The organism is Paraburkholderia bannensis NBRC 103871 (genome assembly GCF_000685015.1).
In the GTDB taxonomy this organism is placed as follows: Bacteria; Pseudomonadota; Gammaproteobacteria; order Burkholderiales; family Burkholderiaceae; genus Paraburkholderia; species Paraburkholderia bannensis.
The window spans coordinates 15,705-33,086 of the sequence record NZ_BAYA01000021.1 but is presented as its reverse complement, the minus strand read 5'-3'; the positions used below and the strand labels follow the sequence as shown (position 1 = coordinate 33,086).

Genomic DNA, 17,382 nt, shown 5'->3' with positions numbered 1-17,382 from the left:
AATCACACGCTCCTCCGGATTGTCTTACTGCTTCTTGGGTTCAACGGGCGTTAGCGTACGCCATGCACGGCCATCCTGCGCGAGCAGTGCGTCGGCCTCAGCGGGGCCGGCGCTGCCCGACGCGTATCCGTGCACGGGCACGGCCTCGCCGTTCTTCGGATGCAGCACGTCGTCCACTGCGGCCCACGTGGCTTCGATGCTGTCGGCGCGCTGGAACAGCGTCGCGTCGCCGAGCATGCAGTCGTACAGCAGCGTCTCGTAGCCCACATTCGCGTGCTGCGCGAAGAAGTCGTCATAGTCGAACGACGAACGCACCGCGCCGATCTCCATGAGCGGGCCTGGCGTCTTCACGTTGAAATCGAAGCTCGTGCCATGCGACGGATCGATGCGCAGCGTGAGCACGTTGGGCGTCAGGGCATCGACGGGCGTGTCGCGAAAGAGCCGGAACGGCACGCTCTTGAGCTGCACGGCAATTTCCGTGCGCCGCGCCGCGAGGCGCTTGCCGGTGCGCAGATAAAACGGCACGCCCGCCCAGCGCCAGTTGTCGATCTGCACACGCGCGGCGGCATAGGTTTCCGTGCGGCTGTCCTTCGCGACGTTCGGTTCGTCGCGATAGGCCCCGCCCTGCGGCCCTTGTTCGTACTGGCCGAACACCACGTCCTGCGGCGTGAGCGGCTTGAGCGCGTCGAAGATTTCCGCCTTCTTGTCGCGCACGGCTTCGGCGTCGAACGAATTCGGCGGCTCCATCGCAATCATGCCGAGCAACTGGAACAGATGGTTCGGCACCATGTCGCGGAACGCACCGGTCTGCTCGTAGAAACTGCCGCGCCCCTCCACGCCGATCACTTCGGCGGCCGTGATCTGCACGCTGTCGATGTACTCGCGCCGCCAGATCGGCTCGAACAGCGCATTGGCGAAACGCACGGCCAGGATGCTCTGCACCGTGTCCTTGCCAAGAAAATGGTCGATGCGATAGATCTGCGATTCCTGCGCGAAATCGAGCAGATGCCGGTCGAGGTCGCGCGCCGAAGCGAGGTCGGTGCCAAAGGGCTTTTCGATCACGATGCGGCGGAAGGCGGCGCTATCACCGTCGCCGCTTTCATCCTCTTTCAGCAAGCCCGCCTTGCCGAGCCTTTCGATAATCGGCTTGAAAAAGCGCGCGCTCACGGCGAGATAGAAAACGACGTTAGCTTTCGTCTTTCCATCGCCAGTCAATTCCCTGGCCAGGTTTTGATAAAGCGCGTCGTCCTCGAATTCGCCCGCGCGATATTCGAGGCGCTGCGCGACCCAGTTCCATGCGTTGTCGTCGAGCTTGCCCGCGTGAAAGGTGCTGGCCTTGTCCGCCGCAAATTGTTCGAGTGCGCTATGCAGGTCGTCGCGCCATTGCTGCGTTGCGCGCTCGCCGTGATTGACGCCGATGATGCGCATGCCGTCGTCGAGCAAGCCGTCGACGGTCAGGTTGTAGAGCGCGGGCATCAAGAGGCGTTTGGTCAGGTCGCCGCCCGCGCCGAAGATCACGAGCGTGCATGGCGGCGCGCGATGTTTGCCCGCAGGGGCGGCAGGGGCTGCCGGAGGCGCGCTGGCGTCGTGCTGATGAATGGGCACCTTGGCGCTGGCGCGCGTGGCGGGGTCGGTCATTTCGGTGGGTTTCTGGGTCGACATGATTTCGCTTTGGCTATCCGGTTCGAATGAAGGGTTGACCTGGCGAGGTCAGCAAAATCGATACCTTGAATGACAGCAGTCGATGCCTCGCAGTTCCGCGCCAGCGCGAGAAGGCGTAGGCAATCTGTAAATACACGTAAGCCGATATGCGCAAAACGCCTCGTTCTGGTGCGCCGCAGCGTGCCGCAAACCCCAATTGGCAAGGTTCACGGAGTTGTATCGCAAGCTGTTGTAGCCTGCGCAAAGCGCTCGGTTTGTCGCGCGTCTTTGGGTCGAATCAAGCGGTAAGCGAAGTGGTATTGGCGACTGTTATCTTGACCAGATGGAGGCAACTACGATGGCAACGAAGCAAGCAACGCTCTATGTTCTGCAGGCCCGTCCCCCCGCGATCATCGCGCTATCGCCGGACGGCTCGCACGAAGTCGTACTCGCGAACCTCACGCGTACGCCCGACGGCATCAAGGTCGACGCCGAAAGCGAGCTCGTGTACTGGACGAACATGGGCACGGGCATTCATCTGATCGACGGCGACCCGGCATCGGGCGCGGTGCCGCCGAACGACGGCACGATCGAGCGTGCAAACCTGGACGGCAGCGGTCATGAGGTGCTGGTGGCGTCGGGCCTCGCGGGCACGCCCAAGGAACTCGTGCTCGACAAGGAAAGCGGCCATCTCTACTGGTGCGACCGCGAGGGCATGCGCGTGATGCGCGCGCGCCTGGACGGCAGCGAAGTGACGGAGCTGGTGCGCACGGGCAACTTCCCCGACGACACCGAAGACGCCACGCGCCACTGCGTCGGTATCGCGCTCGACAAGGCCAACGGCCACGTCTACTGGACGCAGAAGGGGCCGCCCGATGCGGGGCAAGGGCGCATCTTCCGCGCAGGCATCGATCTGCCTGCGGGCGCAGACCCGGCGCAGCGGCCCGATATCGAATGCCTGCTGGCGGAACTGCCCGAGCCGATCGACCTCGATATCGACCATGCCAACGGCGTGCTCTACTGGACTGATCGCGGCGACGACGCGCACGACGGCAACACGCTCAATCGCGCGCACATCACGGCGCAAGGGCTGATTGGGCGCGAGGTGCTGGCGCGCGACCTGAAGGAAGGCATTGGCGTGTCGCTGGATGCGCACGGCCGCCGCGCTTTCGTGACCGACCTGGGCGGCAATGTGCGCGAGCTGAACATCGACACGAAGGAAGCGTCGCATTTCACGACCGTCGCGCACCTCGGGCCGCTGACGGGCATCGATTACATCGATAGCTAAGCCCGGTGCATGACACTGCCCGGCTGCGATATCGCGCCGGGCAGCTTTCCCGCAATTCAGGTCATTCAGGTCAGCGCGCTATTTGCATAGGCCGCCGCGCCGGGGCGCTCGCCCAGGCGCTTCATATACGCGCTCACCGCCGGCAGTTCCGGCTTCTCGAACGGCGTGCCAAGCCATCGATTCACGGACAGGCCAACGGGAATGTCAGCGAGCGAAAAGCTTGCGCCCGCAACGAATTCGCCGGTCTCCTGCAAGCGCGCTTCGAGAATGCGCATGTTGTGCGTCCATTGGTCGATCGATTTCGCGATCTCCTGCGCATCCTGATGCGCCGCCGACTGCCGTACCAGCGCGAGAAACGCATAATTCCACGAGCGGTTCAGGTCGGTGGCCTGCCAGTCCATCCACTGGTCGACGCGGGCGCGCGCGAACGGATCGGCGGGATAGAGATGCTCGCCGCCATAGCGTCCGGCCAGATAGCGGATGATCGAATTCGACTCCCACAGCACGAAATCGCCGTCCTTGATGACGGGCACGAGCGCGTTCGGGTTCAGCGCCAGGAACTCGGGCGTTTGCGTCGAACGAAAGCCCGATCCCCAGTCTTCGCGCGTGAACGGCAGGTTCAGTTCGACGCAAGTCCACAGCACCTTGCGAACGTTGATGGATGGAGTCTTGCCGAGAATTTCGATCATGGCGTCGGGTGGTGAGGGTGGGGGGTAGATAGTCGCGCGTTGGGGTTCGGGGTGCAAGTTTTTTTAGCCGGAGTCGCGCGCGTTGAGTATGTCATTCGCCTTCGTGAGCCCGCTTCAAATACTCCGCCACGAACTCCACAAAGACCCGTACTTTCGCGGACAGGTTCAGCCGCTCCGGATAAACCGCGTAGATATCGGCGGCGGGCAGCGACCAGTCCGCGAGCAGGCGCGTGAGCTTGCGCGCATCGACATAGGGCTGCACGTCCCATTCCGAACGCACCACGATGCCGTGCCCATCCAGCGCCCAGCGCAGCGTCGCCTCGCCGTCGTTGCTGCTCATCACGCCGTGGACTTTCACGAGTTCGTGGCGCTTGCCCTTGGTGAAATGCCAGGTGCCATAAGCCGTGTCGTTCTCGCGCAGCACGATGCAATCGAGCGCACGCAATTCGGCGGGAGTTTTGGGCGCGCCATATTGCTTTAGAAACGCGGGCGATGCGCAAACCACCCGCTGGTTGCTGGCGATCTTTTTGCCGACCACGCGCTGATCGGGCAGGTCGCCAAAACGGATGCCGACGTCATAACCCAGCTCCGCGAGATTCATGGGCCGGTCGGTGAGGTCGAGTTGCACTTCGACGTCGGGATGCTCGCGACGGAATGCCGATAGAGCCGGCACGATATGCCGCCTGCCGAAGCCAAACGTCGCGTTGACCTTCAGTAATCCTTGCGGTTTATCGCGGCTGCTGGAAACAAGGCGCTCCAGTTCCTGCACCTGCTCCAGCAGCTTCGTGCCAGTGGACAGGTACAGCTCGCCTTCCTGCGTGATGGCCAGGCGGCGCGTGGTGCGGTTGAGCAGTTTCACGCCCAGGCGCCGCTCGATCTGGCTCAACCGGGTGCTGATGGCGGGCGGCGTCACACCCATGTCGCGCGCGAGCGCGGAAAGGCTGCCTTGCGTGACCAGCCGGGCGAAGAACTCGATGTCGGAGATCGGATCCATTATTAAATTACATTTAAGAGTAGCTTTAGTTGTGATCCATTTTAATGCGTCAGTCGCCCAATTACACTAGCGCAAACGATCCGGACAGGCCTTTGTCCGGAGCCTGGAGGAAACGATGGGACAGACGCTTTACCAGAAAATCACGCGAGACCACACGGTTTTTCGCATCGACGATCAGCACGTCGCGCTCTACGCCGACCTGCACATCATGAACGAGTACACGAGCCCGCAGGCCTTCGGTGGACTCGATGCGAAAGGGCTCACCGTGCGCTGCCCGCAAAAGCAGATGGGCGTCGTGGATCACGTGATTCCCACCCATCCGGTCGCCGCCGAAAAGCGCACCATCATGATCGACGCCGCCGCGCATCAGGCCGCGAATTTCACGCGCAACTGCCAGAAACACGGCATTCACCTGTTTGACGTGACCGACCGCGAACAGGGCATCGAGCACGTCGTCGCGCCCGAAATCGGCTTGATCCGCCCCGGCATGGTGGTGCTGTGCGGCGACAGCCACACGACCACCTACGGCGCGCTCGGCGCGCTCGGTTTTGGCATCGGCACCTCGGAAGTCGAGCATGTGCTGGCGACGCAGACGCTCGTCTATCGCGTGGCGCAGGACATGCGCATTCATGTCGAAGGCGCGTTGCCTGCCGGGACGACGTCGAAAGACCTCGTGCTTTACATCATTTCGAAGATCGGCGCGCAGGGCGCACGCGGTTTCGTCGTCGAATACACGGGGCCGGCCATCGCGGCCCTTTCGGCGGAAGCGCGCATGACGCTGTGCAATATGACCGTCGAAGCGGGCGCGCGCGGCGCGCTGATCGCCCCCGACGATATCAGCGTGCAATACGTGAGCGAGCGCATCCAGGGCTTCACGCAGGCGCAGATCGACGCATTCGCCGTGCAGTGGAAGCAACTGAAATCCGATGTGGACGCAACCTTCGACGTCACGCATACGTTCGATGCGAGCGAAGTCGCGCCCTTCGTGACGTGGGGCACGAGCCCCGACCAGGCCATCGCCGTCAACGCGCGCATTCCCGCGCTGGCTGACGATGCGCTCGAACGCAGCAATGCGCGCAAGGCGCTCGATTACATGGGGCTCGACGCGGGCCAGGCCATCGACGGGCTGGCGGTCGATCATGTGTTTATCGGCTCCTGCACCAACGCGCGTATCGAAGACCTGCGCGCGGTGGCCGCGATCGTGCGTGGGCGCAAGGTGGCGGGTTCGGTGCGCGCGATGGTCGTGCCGGGATCGGGCCGCGTGCGCGAGCAGGCCGAACGCGAAGGCGTGGCGCAAACGCTGATCGATGCGGGCTTTGAATGGCGTCAGCCGGGCTGCTCGATGTGCCTGGCGATGAACGACGACATTCTCGCGCCGGGGCAGCGCTGCGCGTCCACCACCAACCGCAATTTCGAGGGCCGCCAGGGACGTGGCGCCCGCACCCATCTCATGAGTCCCGCGATGGCCGCCGCCGCTGCGCTGGCGGGCCGTATCGTCGACGTTCGCAAGGAGCTTCAGCATGGCTAAGCCGTTCGCAATTTCGGGCACGGCCGCGCCGTTGCCGCTCAACAATCTCGACACCGACCAGATCATGCCGAAGCAATTCCTGCTCGGCATCGATAAATCGGGCCTGGCTAAAGGCGTGCTGTACGACTTGCGTTACGACGAGGACGGCCAGCCGCGCGAGGGTTTCGTGCTGAATCAGCCGCAATACGCGGACGCAAAGATTCTGGTGGCGGGGTCGAACTTCGGCTGTGGATCGAGCCGCGAGCATGCCGTGTGGGGCTTGCAGCAAGCCGGTTTCGAAGCGGTGATTGCGCCCAGTTACGGCGAGATTTTCTACTTCAATTCGACGAATAACCGGCTATTGGTGGTGACGCTGCCACTCGATCAAGTCGAAGCGCTGGTTGCCGAACTGGAGAACAGCAGCGACAAGCGCGTCGTTATCGATGTGGATAACGAAGTCGTGGTAAGCCCATCAGGCAAGCGCTATGAATTCAGTTTGCCCACGCGACAGAAGCAGATGCTGGTGGAAGGGCTGGACATGGTGAGCATGACCTTGCGCGACGCGGACAGGATCGCCGCATTCGAAGTAGAGCACGCCCGCGCGCGCCCGTGGTGCGGTATCGATTTACCCGCCCAGCAGCATCGCTGAAACCTGTCTTAAAACGCGCAGCACATTCCTCGCAATCCATTCCTATAACGAAAGCCGCCCGCGCGATGAACGCACAGGACATCATGCGCGGAGCGGCAGGAGACAAACATGAGCATCGCCTCAGTTCACGCGGACGACAGTGCCTCGCTCGCCGCGCTGGAAGCCCGCGTCGTGCGCACGGTGTCGCGGCGTATCACGCCGTTCATCATCGTGCTGTATTTCCTGAGTTTTCTGAATCGCGTCAACGTGGGCTTTGCGGGCCTCACGATGAACCGCGACATCGGCCTGACCCAGGCGATGTTCGGCGTGGGCGCGGGGATCTTTTTCGTCGGCTATATCGCGGCGGGCATGCCCTCCAATCTCGCGCTGCAACGCGTGGGCGCACGGCGCTGGATCGCGTTCCTGATGGTGGTGTGGGGCGCGCTTTCGGCGGCGACCGCTTTTGCGAGCGGGCCGTATAGCTTCTACGGCCTGCGTCTCGTGCTGGGACTCGCGGAAGCGGGCTTCTTTCCCGGCATCATCCTTTACCTGAGCTACTGGTTTCCTGCGCGCCATCGCGCCTTCGTCACGGCGATGTTTATGACGGCCGCGCCGCTCGCCAACATGATCGGTTCGCCGATATCGGGGGCGCTGATGACGCTCGAAGGTTTTGCGCATCTGCACGGCTGGCAATGGCTCTTTCTGGTTGAGGGCGCGCCCACGGTGCTGCTGGGTATCGTCTCGTACTTCTACCTCACGGATCGCCCCGAAGACGCGCATTGGCTCGCGCCCGCCGAACGCAACTGGCTGTCCGCCGAAATGCAGCGCGAGCGCGACGCAAGGGCCGCCCAGGGACGCTCGAGCGTCTGGAGCGCCGTGAAAGACCCGCGCGTGCTGCTGCTGGCGCTCGTCTATGCGGGCACCTCGACGGGCCTCTACGCCATCGGCATCTGGGCGCCGATGATCATTCACCGCTTCGGCTTCAGCTATATCGAGCTGGGTTTCGTCAATGCGATCCCGAACCTGTTCGCCGTGGTCACGATGGTGCTGTGGGCGCGCAATTCCGACCGTACCGGCGAGCGCCGCCTGCATGTCGCCATCGCGTGTCTCGCGGCGGGGATTGGCATGCTGATGTCCGGCTATGCGTCCAGCGCGATCATGCTGCTCGTGGGCCTGTCGATTGCGAACTTCGGCATCAATGCCGCGAAACCGCCGCTGTGGAGCATGCCGACGCAGTTTCTCTCGGGCTCGGCCGCCGCTGCGGGCATTGCGCTCATCAATGCGATGGGCAGCCTGCTGGGCGGCACCATCGGCCCCATGGTGATCGGCAAGTTGCGCGACATGGGCGGCGATTACTCGCTGGGCCTGTATTTCGTGAGCGCGACGCTGTTCGTGTCGGCGGTGCTGGCCTGGCTGTTCGGGGCGCGGCAACGCAAGCAGCCTGCGCAAGGGAGCGCCGTCGCCCAGCGCTGAGCGATCCGGCTAGAATGACGGCAACAGGCGGCGCATCGCGCGCCGCCGTGCATTTTTTCTCTCGCCATTCTTCTTGCCGGACTCATCGGATTTATTCCCAGCGTGACGACTGCCACTCTCGACCAACTGCGCGCCGGACAACTCGCCGGCGCGCGCCAGCTCAAACTCGCCTGCGGATTGACCGAATTCCCACGCGAGATTTTCGACCTCGCCGACACGCTGGAAGTGCTCGACCTGTCCGGCAACGCGCTGACGTCGCTGCCCGACGACCTGCCGCGCCTGAAGCGTCTGCGCATTCTGTTCGTCTCGCAGAACCCCTTCACCGAATTGCCGCCCATGCTGGGCGAGTGCGCCTCGCTGAGCATGGTGGGCTTCAAGTCGAACCGTATCCGTCACGTTTCCGCGAGCGCGCTGCCGCCGCTGCTACGCTGGCTGATCCTCACCGACAACGATATCGATACGCTGCCGCGCGAACTCGGCGAGCGGCCGCATCTGCAAAAGCTGATGCTCGCGGGTAACCGCCTGCGTGCGCTGCCCGAATCGATGCGTGCGTGCAGCAAGCTGGAATTGCTGCGGATATCGGCGAACCAGTTCGATGCGTTGCCCGACTGGCTGTTTGAGTTGCCGCGGCTTTCGTGGCTTGCCTATGCGGGCAATCCGTTCAATGCGGCGCGCGAGCAGGCAGCGGCGCTGCGATCGACCGTGCCCGACATCGACTGGCATGAACTCGCGCTAGGCCAGGTCCTGGGCGAGGGCGCATCGGGTGTGATTCATCGCGCCACGCGTCTGCTCAAGGACGGTCATCCGGCGCAGGCGCTCGCCGTCAAGCTGTTCAAGGGCGCGCTGACGAGCGATGGGCTGCCGGGCATGGAAATGACCGCGTGCCTGCAGGCTGGACAGCATGGCAACCTGATTGCGGTGCTGGGGCGCATCACGGGACACCCGCTGGGCGAGCCTGGCCTTGCGATGGCGCTGATCGATCCTGCCTTCGGCAACCTGGCCGGGCCGCCTAGCCTGGATTCGTGCACGCGCGACGTGTATGCCGATGACGTGCGCTTCGACTGGGCCGTTGCGCTGGGCGTCGCGCGCGGCATTGCGTCGGCCGCGCAGCATCTGCATCGGCGCGGCATCATGCACGGCGATCTCTACGCGCACAACATCCTGCACGATGGCGCGGGGCATGCGCTGCTCGGCGACTTCGGCGGCGCGTCGTTTCACGATGTCGGCGACCAGGCGACGGCAGGCGCGTTCGAGCGGATCGAGGTGCGTGCGTTCGGTTGCCTGCTGGAGGAACTGGCGCAACGTGCGATTGCGGCTTCGGCAGCCCGCACCGCCGCGCTTGAGGCATTGGTGCAGGACTGCATGGGTGAAAACGTGAAAGCGCGCCCGTCGTTCGATGAGATTATCGGGCGGCTGGATGTGCTGATTTAAATTGGATAGGGCGCGCGGTGCGCGCCCTACCTATTTGATTGCCAATTAAACGGCAACGAGCCGATTTTAAAAGTTTATGAGCGTCGACATAGATTGGCGCTTCAATCCGGTAATTCATTCCTGATTTTATGCGGCACCTTATTCAGGGTGCTGCATTTTTTTCCACATCCCGCCATATCCCAGCTGCTGATCCTTGCTCCGCCGCGCCCAGGCTCATTTTATCGATGCAAATTGAATTAAAGCCGGTGCGTTGTAACAAATGTTGCATTTAATCGTGCTCCCATATGTTTTTAATCGCGTTATTTTCGCCTACAGTAGCGATGCCCCTGACCAGGGATCCGGTTTGCCGGATAAAAACTTGAGATGAACAAGGAAGAACAATGAGTTTCGCCTTTAATGGCGGCTTGCCTGGCGACCTGAGCGGCGGATCCTCAGGCGCATTCAGCACGCTCGGCGGCCTGACGAATGCGGCCGCTTCGGCCATCTCCGGCAGCGCCGGCCCGCTCGCTGGCCTGGCTGGCCACCTCGACACGATTCAGCGCGCGCAGCAACTCGCGCAGACCGGCTTTTCGCTGCTCGGCAAGACGCCGGGCGCGGTCGCGCAGGCGATCAACAGCACTGCGGGCGATTCCGCGTTGCTCACGCAGATGAACCGCTACGTGACGATTGAGACGCAGCTCGGGAGCGATGTGCTGCTGGTGAACGCACTGGTCGTCGACGAGCATGTGAACCGATTGCCGGAGATCCATCTGGATCTGCTCTCGCATCGGCACGATCTACAGCCCAGCGATCTGATTGGCCAGCAGGTGAAAATCCAGCTCGACCAGAACGCGGCGGATTTTTCGGTCGAGCGCGTGGTGGCGGGCGCGACAGGGGCGGACAACACGCGCTATTTCGACGGTTATGTCGCGTCGTTCGACCGTGCGAGCAATCCGGGACGCGTCACGCAGTATCAGATGACACTCGTACCGTGGTTCTGGTTTCTCACGCGCTCCACGGATTGCCGCATCTTCCAGAACAAGACCGCGCAAGACATTCTCACCGAGATTTTCCAGGAATTCGGTTTCGCGGATTTCGCCTTCGACATTCACGGCGTGCAGACGCCGCTTGAATACGTCGTGATGTACCAGGAGTCGTATTTCAACTTCTGTGCGCGGCTGATGGAGCAGGAGGGGCTGGTCTGGACGCACCGCTACGAGAAAGACAAGCACTTGCTGGCGATCGGCGATTCGAACCTTGTGTTCCGTCCGATCGACGGATTGCCGACCGTACCGTTTGCGGACAGTGCGTCGAGCGAGTTCAACGGCATCGATCAATTGCACGAAGGCGGACACTTCGGACTCGGCAAGGTCACGTATCGCGACTTCAATTACCACAATCCGACTTCGCCGCTGATGCTGGTGGAAGCCGAATCGCAGACCATCAGGCACGCCCGGATCAATTCCACCGAACGCTTCGAGCACCAGTCGCTCTACGATCGCAGCGACGACGGCAATCGTTACGCACGCTACGCGATGGAAGCGGAAGAGGCACAGGCACAGCGTTTTACGGGCTCGGGCTACGCATGGCGCATGACGACGGCGGGCACCGTGACGGTGACAGGGCATCCGGTGATCACGATGAATCGCGAATATGTGATTCTGCGTGTGCGACACGAAGCCGTGAACGACTACGCGCAACACGACGTGAAGCTGCCGTACCGCAACTCGTTCGCGCTGCTGCCCAACAAGGTGCCGTACCGAGCGATGCGTACGACGCCTAAGCCGCTGATTCAAGGCACGCAATCGGCAATCGTGGTGGGGCCGAAGGGCGAGGAAATCTACACCAACGGCAGCGCCGTGAAAGTACATTTTCTGTGGGACCGGCGCGGCAAGATGGATGGATCGGATTCAATGTGGATTCGCGTTTCGCAGCCTTGGGCTGGAGCGGGCTGGGGCGCGGCTGCGATTCCCCGCATCAACCAGGAAGTGCTGGTGGCCTTCAATCAGGGCGATCCGGACAATCCGGTGATTGTCGGGCGCGTCTATAACGGCGACAACGGCAATCCGTATCACGGCGCAGCAGGCCAGACCATGGGGATCAAGAGCCAGACCTTTAAGGGGCAAGGCTCGAATGAAATCCGCATGACCGATACGAATGGCCAGCAGGAGTTCTTCCTGCATGCGCAGAAAGACCTCAATACGGTCATTCAGGATACCGAAACGCATCGCGTGGTAGGCGGCGCGCGCATCGTCACGCTCGATGCCGGAGACGAAACCAAGTGGATCGCCAAGGGCAACCTGACCGAAACCATTGCCCAGAAACGCGGCACCACGGCCACCACGGTCGAAGTGACCACGCCCGCGAAGGACGGTGGCGGCGGCACGCAGCAATACGAAGCCGAACTCGGCTTGATGCTCAAGGTACAGAACAGCTTTATCGTACTCGCGCCTGAAGGTATCACGCTGCAGCACAACGGTTCCGTGATCCGTATGGACGATTCCGGCGTGTCGATCAACGGCCAGCGCATCGACCTGAATAAATAAACGACCATTTACCATGCACTACGCGATTCATGAAGGCAGCTTCGTGCTGCCCGATACGGCGCTCGATCGCACCGTCAATATTCTCATGCTCAACGACGGCCCCGGGGGGCTGAATCTCGTCATCTCGCGCGGACGACTGCGTGAGGACGAGAACCTCGATGCGTTTATTGCGCGTGAATGGGCGCTCGCCACACGTGAAGCGCCGCAACTGACCGAGCGCTTGCGCACGGCGGTGACGGTGGGTGGGCGCGCAGGCGTACAGATCGAAGCGACGCACGAACAGGATGGGCGTTTGCGTCACCAGGTCCAGACGGTGTTTCCGAGCGACGATAGTGGGCGCGTGCTCGTCATGACGCTCACCAGCGCCACGCCGTTCACGGACGAACAGCGCGCGATGGCGGCACGCATGATCGACAGCTATCAGCCGCGCGTGGCACGTCCCACCTTGATCGAGTCGCCGGACAGCACATCGTGAGCAGCGAACAGTTCGCAGCCGCGCGCAAGGACGATCCGATCAGTCACACCAGCTTGCTTGGCGATTTGCTCAGCATGGGTGGTTCGCTACTCGGCGGTGCCGCGATTGGCTGGGCCTTGACGACGCTTGTTGAAGGCGCTGTTTTCGCCGGGCTGGGTGCGCTCGAAGTCGCGACGGCAGGTATCGCGACGCCGCTCGTGATCGGCATCGGCATTGGCGTGGCGGCCGCGATGGAAGGCTCGGGGCTTAACGAGAAGATCGATGACGCCGCTCATGCGCTGGGCAACGCGATCGCGCCGCCCGAGATCAAAGGCCAGATTTCAAGCGGATCGGGCAACGTCTACGTCAATGATCATCCGGCGGCACGTGCGGCCAGTCCCGGCGACAGCGATACGGCGGCCTGCCAGAACCATTCGGGCCCGCAGATGATTGCCCAGGGCTCTGGCAACGTCTACATCAATGACCAGCCGGCCGCGCGCGTGGGGGACAAGACCACTTGCGACGGCACCATCGCCGTGGGCTCGGACAACGTCTTTATCGGCGGCGGAACGCAGCAGGTGCGCGACATCACCCCGGCGCGCAAGTGGGTTGCGTGGCTGGGTACGGTGATCGGCATAGCGCTTTCCTTGTGCGGGCGCGGCAAGGGAAACTGGAGCGCGCTCAAGTCCGCGTTGCCGTGTCTGGCGGTCAACCTCGCCGGCGGTCTGGTCGGCACGGCGCTCGGGCACCTGTTCAGGGTCGCGGCGGGCCACCCGGTCAACGTGATTACTGGGGGCAAGATTCTCGACGGCGCCGACGATACCGACTTCGTGCTGCCGGGGCCGCTGCCGCTCGTCTGGCAACGTTTCTACAGCAGTCACGACGATCGCGCGGACAGCCTCTTTGGGCGCGGCTGGAGCGTGCCGATCAGCATCGAGCTCAAGATCGCTCGCGACGCGGACGGCAAGATCGCATCGATCACGTACTGGGACGAACAAGGGCGCGATATCGTGTTCCCCGCTGTCGCTCCTGGCGAGAGCCACTTTAGCGTGCCAGAAGGCCTGTATCTGATTTGCACGGCTGGCGGCCACTACGTGGTCGAGTCGGTGGACGGCATGTACCGTGATTTCGGCATGGCTATTAATTCGGATGCCGAAACAGATATTCTGAAACTATGGCGACTTGAAGATCGCAACGGCAACTGGATCGAAGTTGCGCGCGATGAAGCCGATGGCAAGCCGCAGCGTCTGCTCGATGCCACCGGGCGCGTGCTTGCGCTGAATTACGCCGAAGCGCATCCATCGCGTATTGCCACCATCGACCTGGTGCGCGGCGCGGACGGCGAGCAGGCGGACACGCTGGTGCGCTACGCCTATAGCGCGGATGGCGAACTGACCTCGGTTACTGACCGCAGCGGCCATGTGGTGCGCAACTTCGCGTACGCCGACGGCCTGATGACGATGCACACGCTGCCCGGCGGCCTGCGATGCTTCTACGCATGGCAGGGCGCGGGCCGCGACGCGCGCGTGGTGCGCCACTGGACCGACGACGGCGAAGCCTATACATTTGCCGCCGATCCCGAGCACCGCGCCGTCACGATCACGGATCAACTGGGTCGCGTCACGCACTGGACCTGGAACGAAGACCAGCAGCCGCTCAGCTACACAGACGCCGAAGGGCACACGTGGCGCTTCGAATGGAACGCGCTGCGCCAGTTGTTGCGCGCTATCGATCCGGCGGGACACGCGACGCGTTTCGAATATGACGACCGTGGCCGCCAGATTGCGAGTATCGATGCACTTGGCCAGAGCGAACGCACCGAGTGGAACGGCTACTACGATCTGCCTGTCGCCGAGACCGATGCCGCTAATGCACGCTGGACTTATCGCTACGACGAGCGCGGCAACCTGACGATGACGCGCGACCCTGCGGGCTTCGCGACCGAATATCACCGCGACGAACGGGGCCTTGTGCATACCGTACGCGACGCGAGCGGCGGCTACAAGCACCTCGAATGGAACGCGCGCGCGCAACTCACGGCCTATACGGACTGCTCCGGGAAGACCACGCGCTTTGCGTACGACACGCGCGGCGCGCTCGCACGCGTGACCGACGCTGCAGGCCAGCAGACCGTCTATGAAGCCGATGCGATGGGACGCGTAACGACTATCGTGAGCGCCGATGGCGCGCGTCAGGCGTTCCGTTACGACGACGCGGGCCGTCTTGTCGAAGTTGTCGATACGAACGCGCGAAGCACGCGCTACGAACTGAATCCGCGCGGCCTGTTGCTCGCGCGCACGGATGCGGCGGGACGTGTCGTGCGATTCAGCTACGACGAAGCATTCCGGCTTGGCACGCTCACCAACGAAAATCGCGAACGCTACACCTTCCGTTACGACCACCGCGATCAGTTGATCGAGGAGATCCGTCTGGATGGGAGCCGCCGCGCGTACGAGTACGATGCTTGCGGCTTCGGCGTGGCGTTGCATGAAGGGAGGCTGCATACACGGTACGAACGCGACGCAATTGGCCGGCTCATCGCGAAGGAGGCGGGCCGCGAACGTTGCGCGTATCGCTATGACAAGGGCGGACGGATTGCATCGGCGGAACTGTATGCCGTCAACGCAAACGGCCCTGCATTGAAGAACCGCGTGAGTCTCAAATACGGCGTGCGCGGCGAAGTGCTCGAGGAATACACGCCGACCGGCTGGCTGACGCACACCTACGATGAACTCGGCAACCGCACGCAAACGACGATCTCCGGTGAACGCACGGTTGACTGGCTGCACTACGGCTCTGGCCACGTTCACCAGATCCGCATGGATGGTGCGGAAATTGCTGATATCGAACGCGATGATCTGCACCGTGAAGTGCTGCGCACGCAGGGCAAACTGACGAGCCACTTCGGCTATGACAGCGTGGGGCGGCGCGCGCGTCAGAGCGCGATGCGCGGGGCCGCGCCGGATCCACTGCTGGCCAAGCAATGGCATTACGACCTGGCCGGCGACATGATCCGCAAGCAGGATCTGCGCTATGGCGCGACCTCGTATCGCTACGATCCGACCGGGCGTATCGAGCAGGCGATGGGGCCCGGACTGCCTTCGGAAGTGTTCCGCTGGGACGCGGCGGCGAATCTTGTGTCGGGCGATCATCCCGGTGGCTATGTCGAGCACAACCGGCTGAGGATGTTCGAGGACAAGCGCTTTGAGTATGACGCGTATGGGCGCTTGTCGCGCAAGCTGAGCGGGCACGGGCCAACGAAAGAACAGACCTTCGAGTACGACGACTGGCATCAGTTGAAGACGGTGGTGACGAAGGATCGTTTGAATCTTTCGACGACGCACTTTGAGTATGACGCGTTTGGACGGCGCATTCGCAAGCTGAACGGTAGTTACGCGAGCACGGATTTTCTATGGGACGGCATGCGCCTGGTGCAGGAGACGTATCATGACCGGCGTGGCGTGGAGGCGCTGACGTATCTCTACGAGCCGGATAGTTACGTGCCGCTGGCGCGCATCGATCGTGCGGCGCCTGCCGCCAACGATGCAAGCGGTGGTGCGGCACGCGATGCGGTCTATTATTTTCATAATGACGTGTCGGGGATGCCGGAAGAACTCACCGATGCCGAAGGCGATCTGGTCTGGCAGGCGCGCTACAAGGTGTGGGGCAATGCGGTGCAGGAAGAGTGGATTGAGCGCAAGGCGCCACGTCCGCAGAATCTGCGCTATCAAGGCCAGTACCTGGATCGGGAGACCGGGCTGCACTACAACACTTTCCGGTTTTATGATCCGGATGTGGGGCGGTTCATCAACCAGGACCCGATTGGGTTGAATGGTGGGTTGAATCTTTATCAGTATGCGGTGAATCCGGTGTTGTGGATTGATCCGTGGGGATGGGCTTGCTGGAATACTGGGCGGAAGAGTTTTTGGAGAAAGGAAGCTGCAGAAAATCCTGCGCAATATTCAAAAAATAATATTGCGAGAATGCAGGATGGCAAAGCACCTAGAATTCGGGTAAAAATGACAAACAGAAAGACTGGTATCCAGGTGGAGAGTGATGTATCTATGGAACTGCATCACCGTGACATTCCACAGCGTGTGGGTGGTGACGGAGTTCACGATTCTGGGAATCTGGATGTCTTAACGCCTTGGCAGCACGAAGCTGTCGACTCGTACCGACATGTTGGGTACGATCTGGACGAAATAGTGAAAGGAGTGGATATATTTTGAACGCGATAAATGAGTTGAGCGATGTAATAAAGAGTCAAGAGTACGAATCTATTATTCGTTCTATTGAGCAAAGATTTGTTATGAAAATTATCTCGGAGGTATCCCAGTTAGCACTGGAGAGGGACGCGGGTAAGCTTAAATATATCGATATATTGCCCGGTGAACTGTTGAAATTCACAGTTGATAAAAAAAGCAAATTCATAAATTTCACTGTTGAAAAGCTGCATAAATTTTCTAAGCTGACTTTTAGATCGGAGCAAGAATTTAGTGAAAACGACGATCTGAATAGTAATATTGAGGATGGGCGGGAAGAGGTGATTGGATTCCCCAAAAATTTCTTGGTGATTTACATGGCTGAGTTTTTTATTCTTTGCGAAAAATCTGATTTTCTTGATTCATATTTGGGATACGTTCGTGTTAGTGGTGCAAAGAAGTATGCGGCTGATTTAAGAAAGATATTTTCATCTGCAGGTTAATATCTGTTAATTAAAAATTGAAATAAAGAGTGGTCGTCGCTCCGTGA

At 61.5% G+C, this 17,382-nt stretch carries 12 protein-coding genes; 9 read left to right on the top strand and 3 right to left on the bottom strand.

Annotated features, from left to right (window positions below):
- Positions 1–24 precede the first annotated feature (24 nt).
- Complete coding sequence (zwf, locus tag BBA01S_RS42990) at positions 25–1,662, bottom strand: glucose-6-phosphate dehydrogenase (protein WP_084162573.1); 1,638 nt, start codon at positions 1,660–1,662, stop codon at positions 25–27.
- Positions 1,663–1,999: 337 nt separating this feature from the next.
- Between zwf and BBA01S_RS27160 the strand changes: the two genes are divergently transcribed.
- Positions 2,000–2,929 (top strand): YncE family protein, encoded by a 930-nt coding sequence (locus tag BBA01S_RS27160; protein ID WP_027819199.1) that lies wholly within the window; start codon positions 2,000–2,002, stop codon positions 2,927–2,929.
- A gap of 65 nt (positions 2,930–2,994) precedes the next feature.
- Here BBA01S_RS27160 and BBA01S_RS27155 read toward each other — a convergent pair whose 3' ends face one another.
- Together BBA01S_RS27155 and BBA01S_RS27150 are read right to left on the bottom strand one after the other, a co-directional pair.
- On the bottom strand, positions 2,995–3,618 hold the full coding sequence (locus BBA01S_RS27155; protein ID WP_027819198.1) for a glutathione S-transferase family protein: 624 nt from the start codon (positions 3,616–3,618) through the stop codon (positions 2,995–2,997).
- 91 nt (positions 3,619–3,709) lie between these two features.
- On the bottom strand, positions 3,710–4,612 hold the full coding sequence (locus tag BBA01S_RS27150; protein ID WP_027819197.1) for a LysR family transcriptional regulator: 903 nt from the start codon (positions 4,610–4,612) through the stop codon (positions 3,710–3,712).
- A 115-nt stretch (positions 4,613–4,727) separates the two neighbouring features.
- Between BBA01S_RS27150 and leuC the strand changes: the two genes are divergently transcribed.
- The 8 genes from leuC to BBA01S_RS42975 all read left to right on the top strand — a co-directional run bounded on the left by leuC (position 4,728) and on the right by BBA01S_RS42975 (position 17,335).
- Positions 4,728–6,140 (top strand): 3-isopropylmalate dehydratase large subunit, encoded by a 1,413-nt coding sequence (leuC, locus tag BBA01S_RS27145; protein WP_027819196.1) that lies wholly within the window; start codon positions 4,728–4,730, stop codon positions 6,138–6,140.
- Entirely contained in the window at positions 6,133–6,768 is a 636-nt protein-coding gene (leuD, locus tag BBA01S_RS27140; RefSeq protein ID WP_027819195.1) for a 3-isopropylmalate dehydratase small subunit, read from the top strand. The genes leuC and leuD overlap by 8 nt, the downstream gene beginning before the upstream one ends.
- 108 nt (positions 6,769–6,876) lie before the next feature.
- Positions 6,877–8,220 carry an MFS transporter gene (locus tag BBA01S_RS42985; protein WP_042297980.1) on the top strand — a complete coding sequence of 448 codons (1,344 nt, stop codon included), beginning with the start codon at positions 6,877–6,879 and terminating at the stop codon, positions 8,218–8,220.
- A gap of 102 nt (positions 8,221–8,322) precedes the next feature.
- Positions 8,323–9,651, top strand: a complete 1,329-nt coding sequence (locus BBA01S_RS27130) for a leucine-rich repeat-containing protein kinase family protein (RefSeq protein ID WP_042297979.1) — start codon at positions 8,323–8,325, stop codon at positions 9,649–9,651.
- Positions 9,652–10,031: 380 nt separating this feature from the next.
- Positions 10,032–12,176 (top strand): type VI secretion system Vgr family protein, encoded by a 2,145-nt coding sequence (locus tag BBA01S_RS27125; RefSeq protein WP_027819193.1) that lies wholly within the window; start codon positions 10,032–10,034, stop codon positions 12,174–12,176.
- A gap of 13 nt (positions 12,177–12,189) precedes the next feature.
- Complete coding sequence (locus BBA01S_RS27120) at positions 12,190–12,651, top strand: DcrB-related protein (RefSeq protein WP_027819192.1); 462 nt, start codon at positions 12,190–12,192, stop codon at positions 12,649–12,651.
- Positions 12,648–16,859: an RHS repeat-associated core domain-containing protein gene (locus BBA01S_RS42980; RefSeq protein ID WP_042297978.1), complete on the top strand. Its 4,212-nt coding sequence runs from the start codon at positions 12,648–12,650 to the stop codon at positions 16,857–16,859. The genes BBA01S_RS27120 and BBA01S_RS42980 overlap by 4 nt, the downstream gene beginning before the upstream one ends.
- 80 nt (positions 16,860–16,939) lie before the next feature.
- On the top strand, positions 16,940–17,335 hold the full coding sequence (locus BBA01S_RS42975) for a hypothetical protein (RefSeq protein WP_156966097.1): 396 nt from the start codon (positions 16,940–16,942) through the stop codon (positions 17,333–17,335).
- Positions 17,336–17,382: the final 47 nt, after the last annotated feature.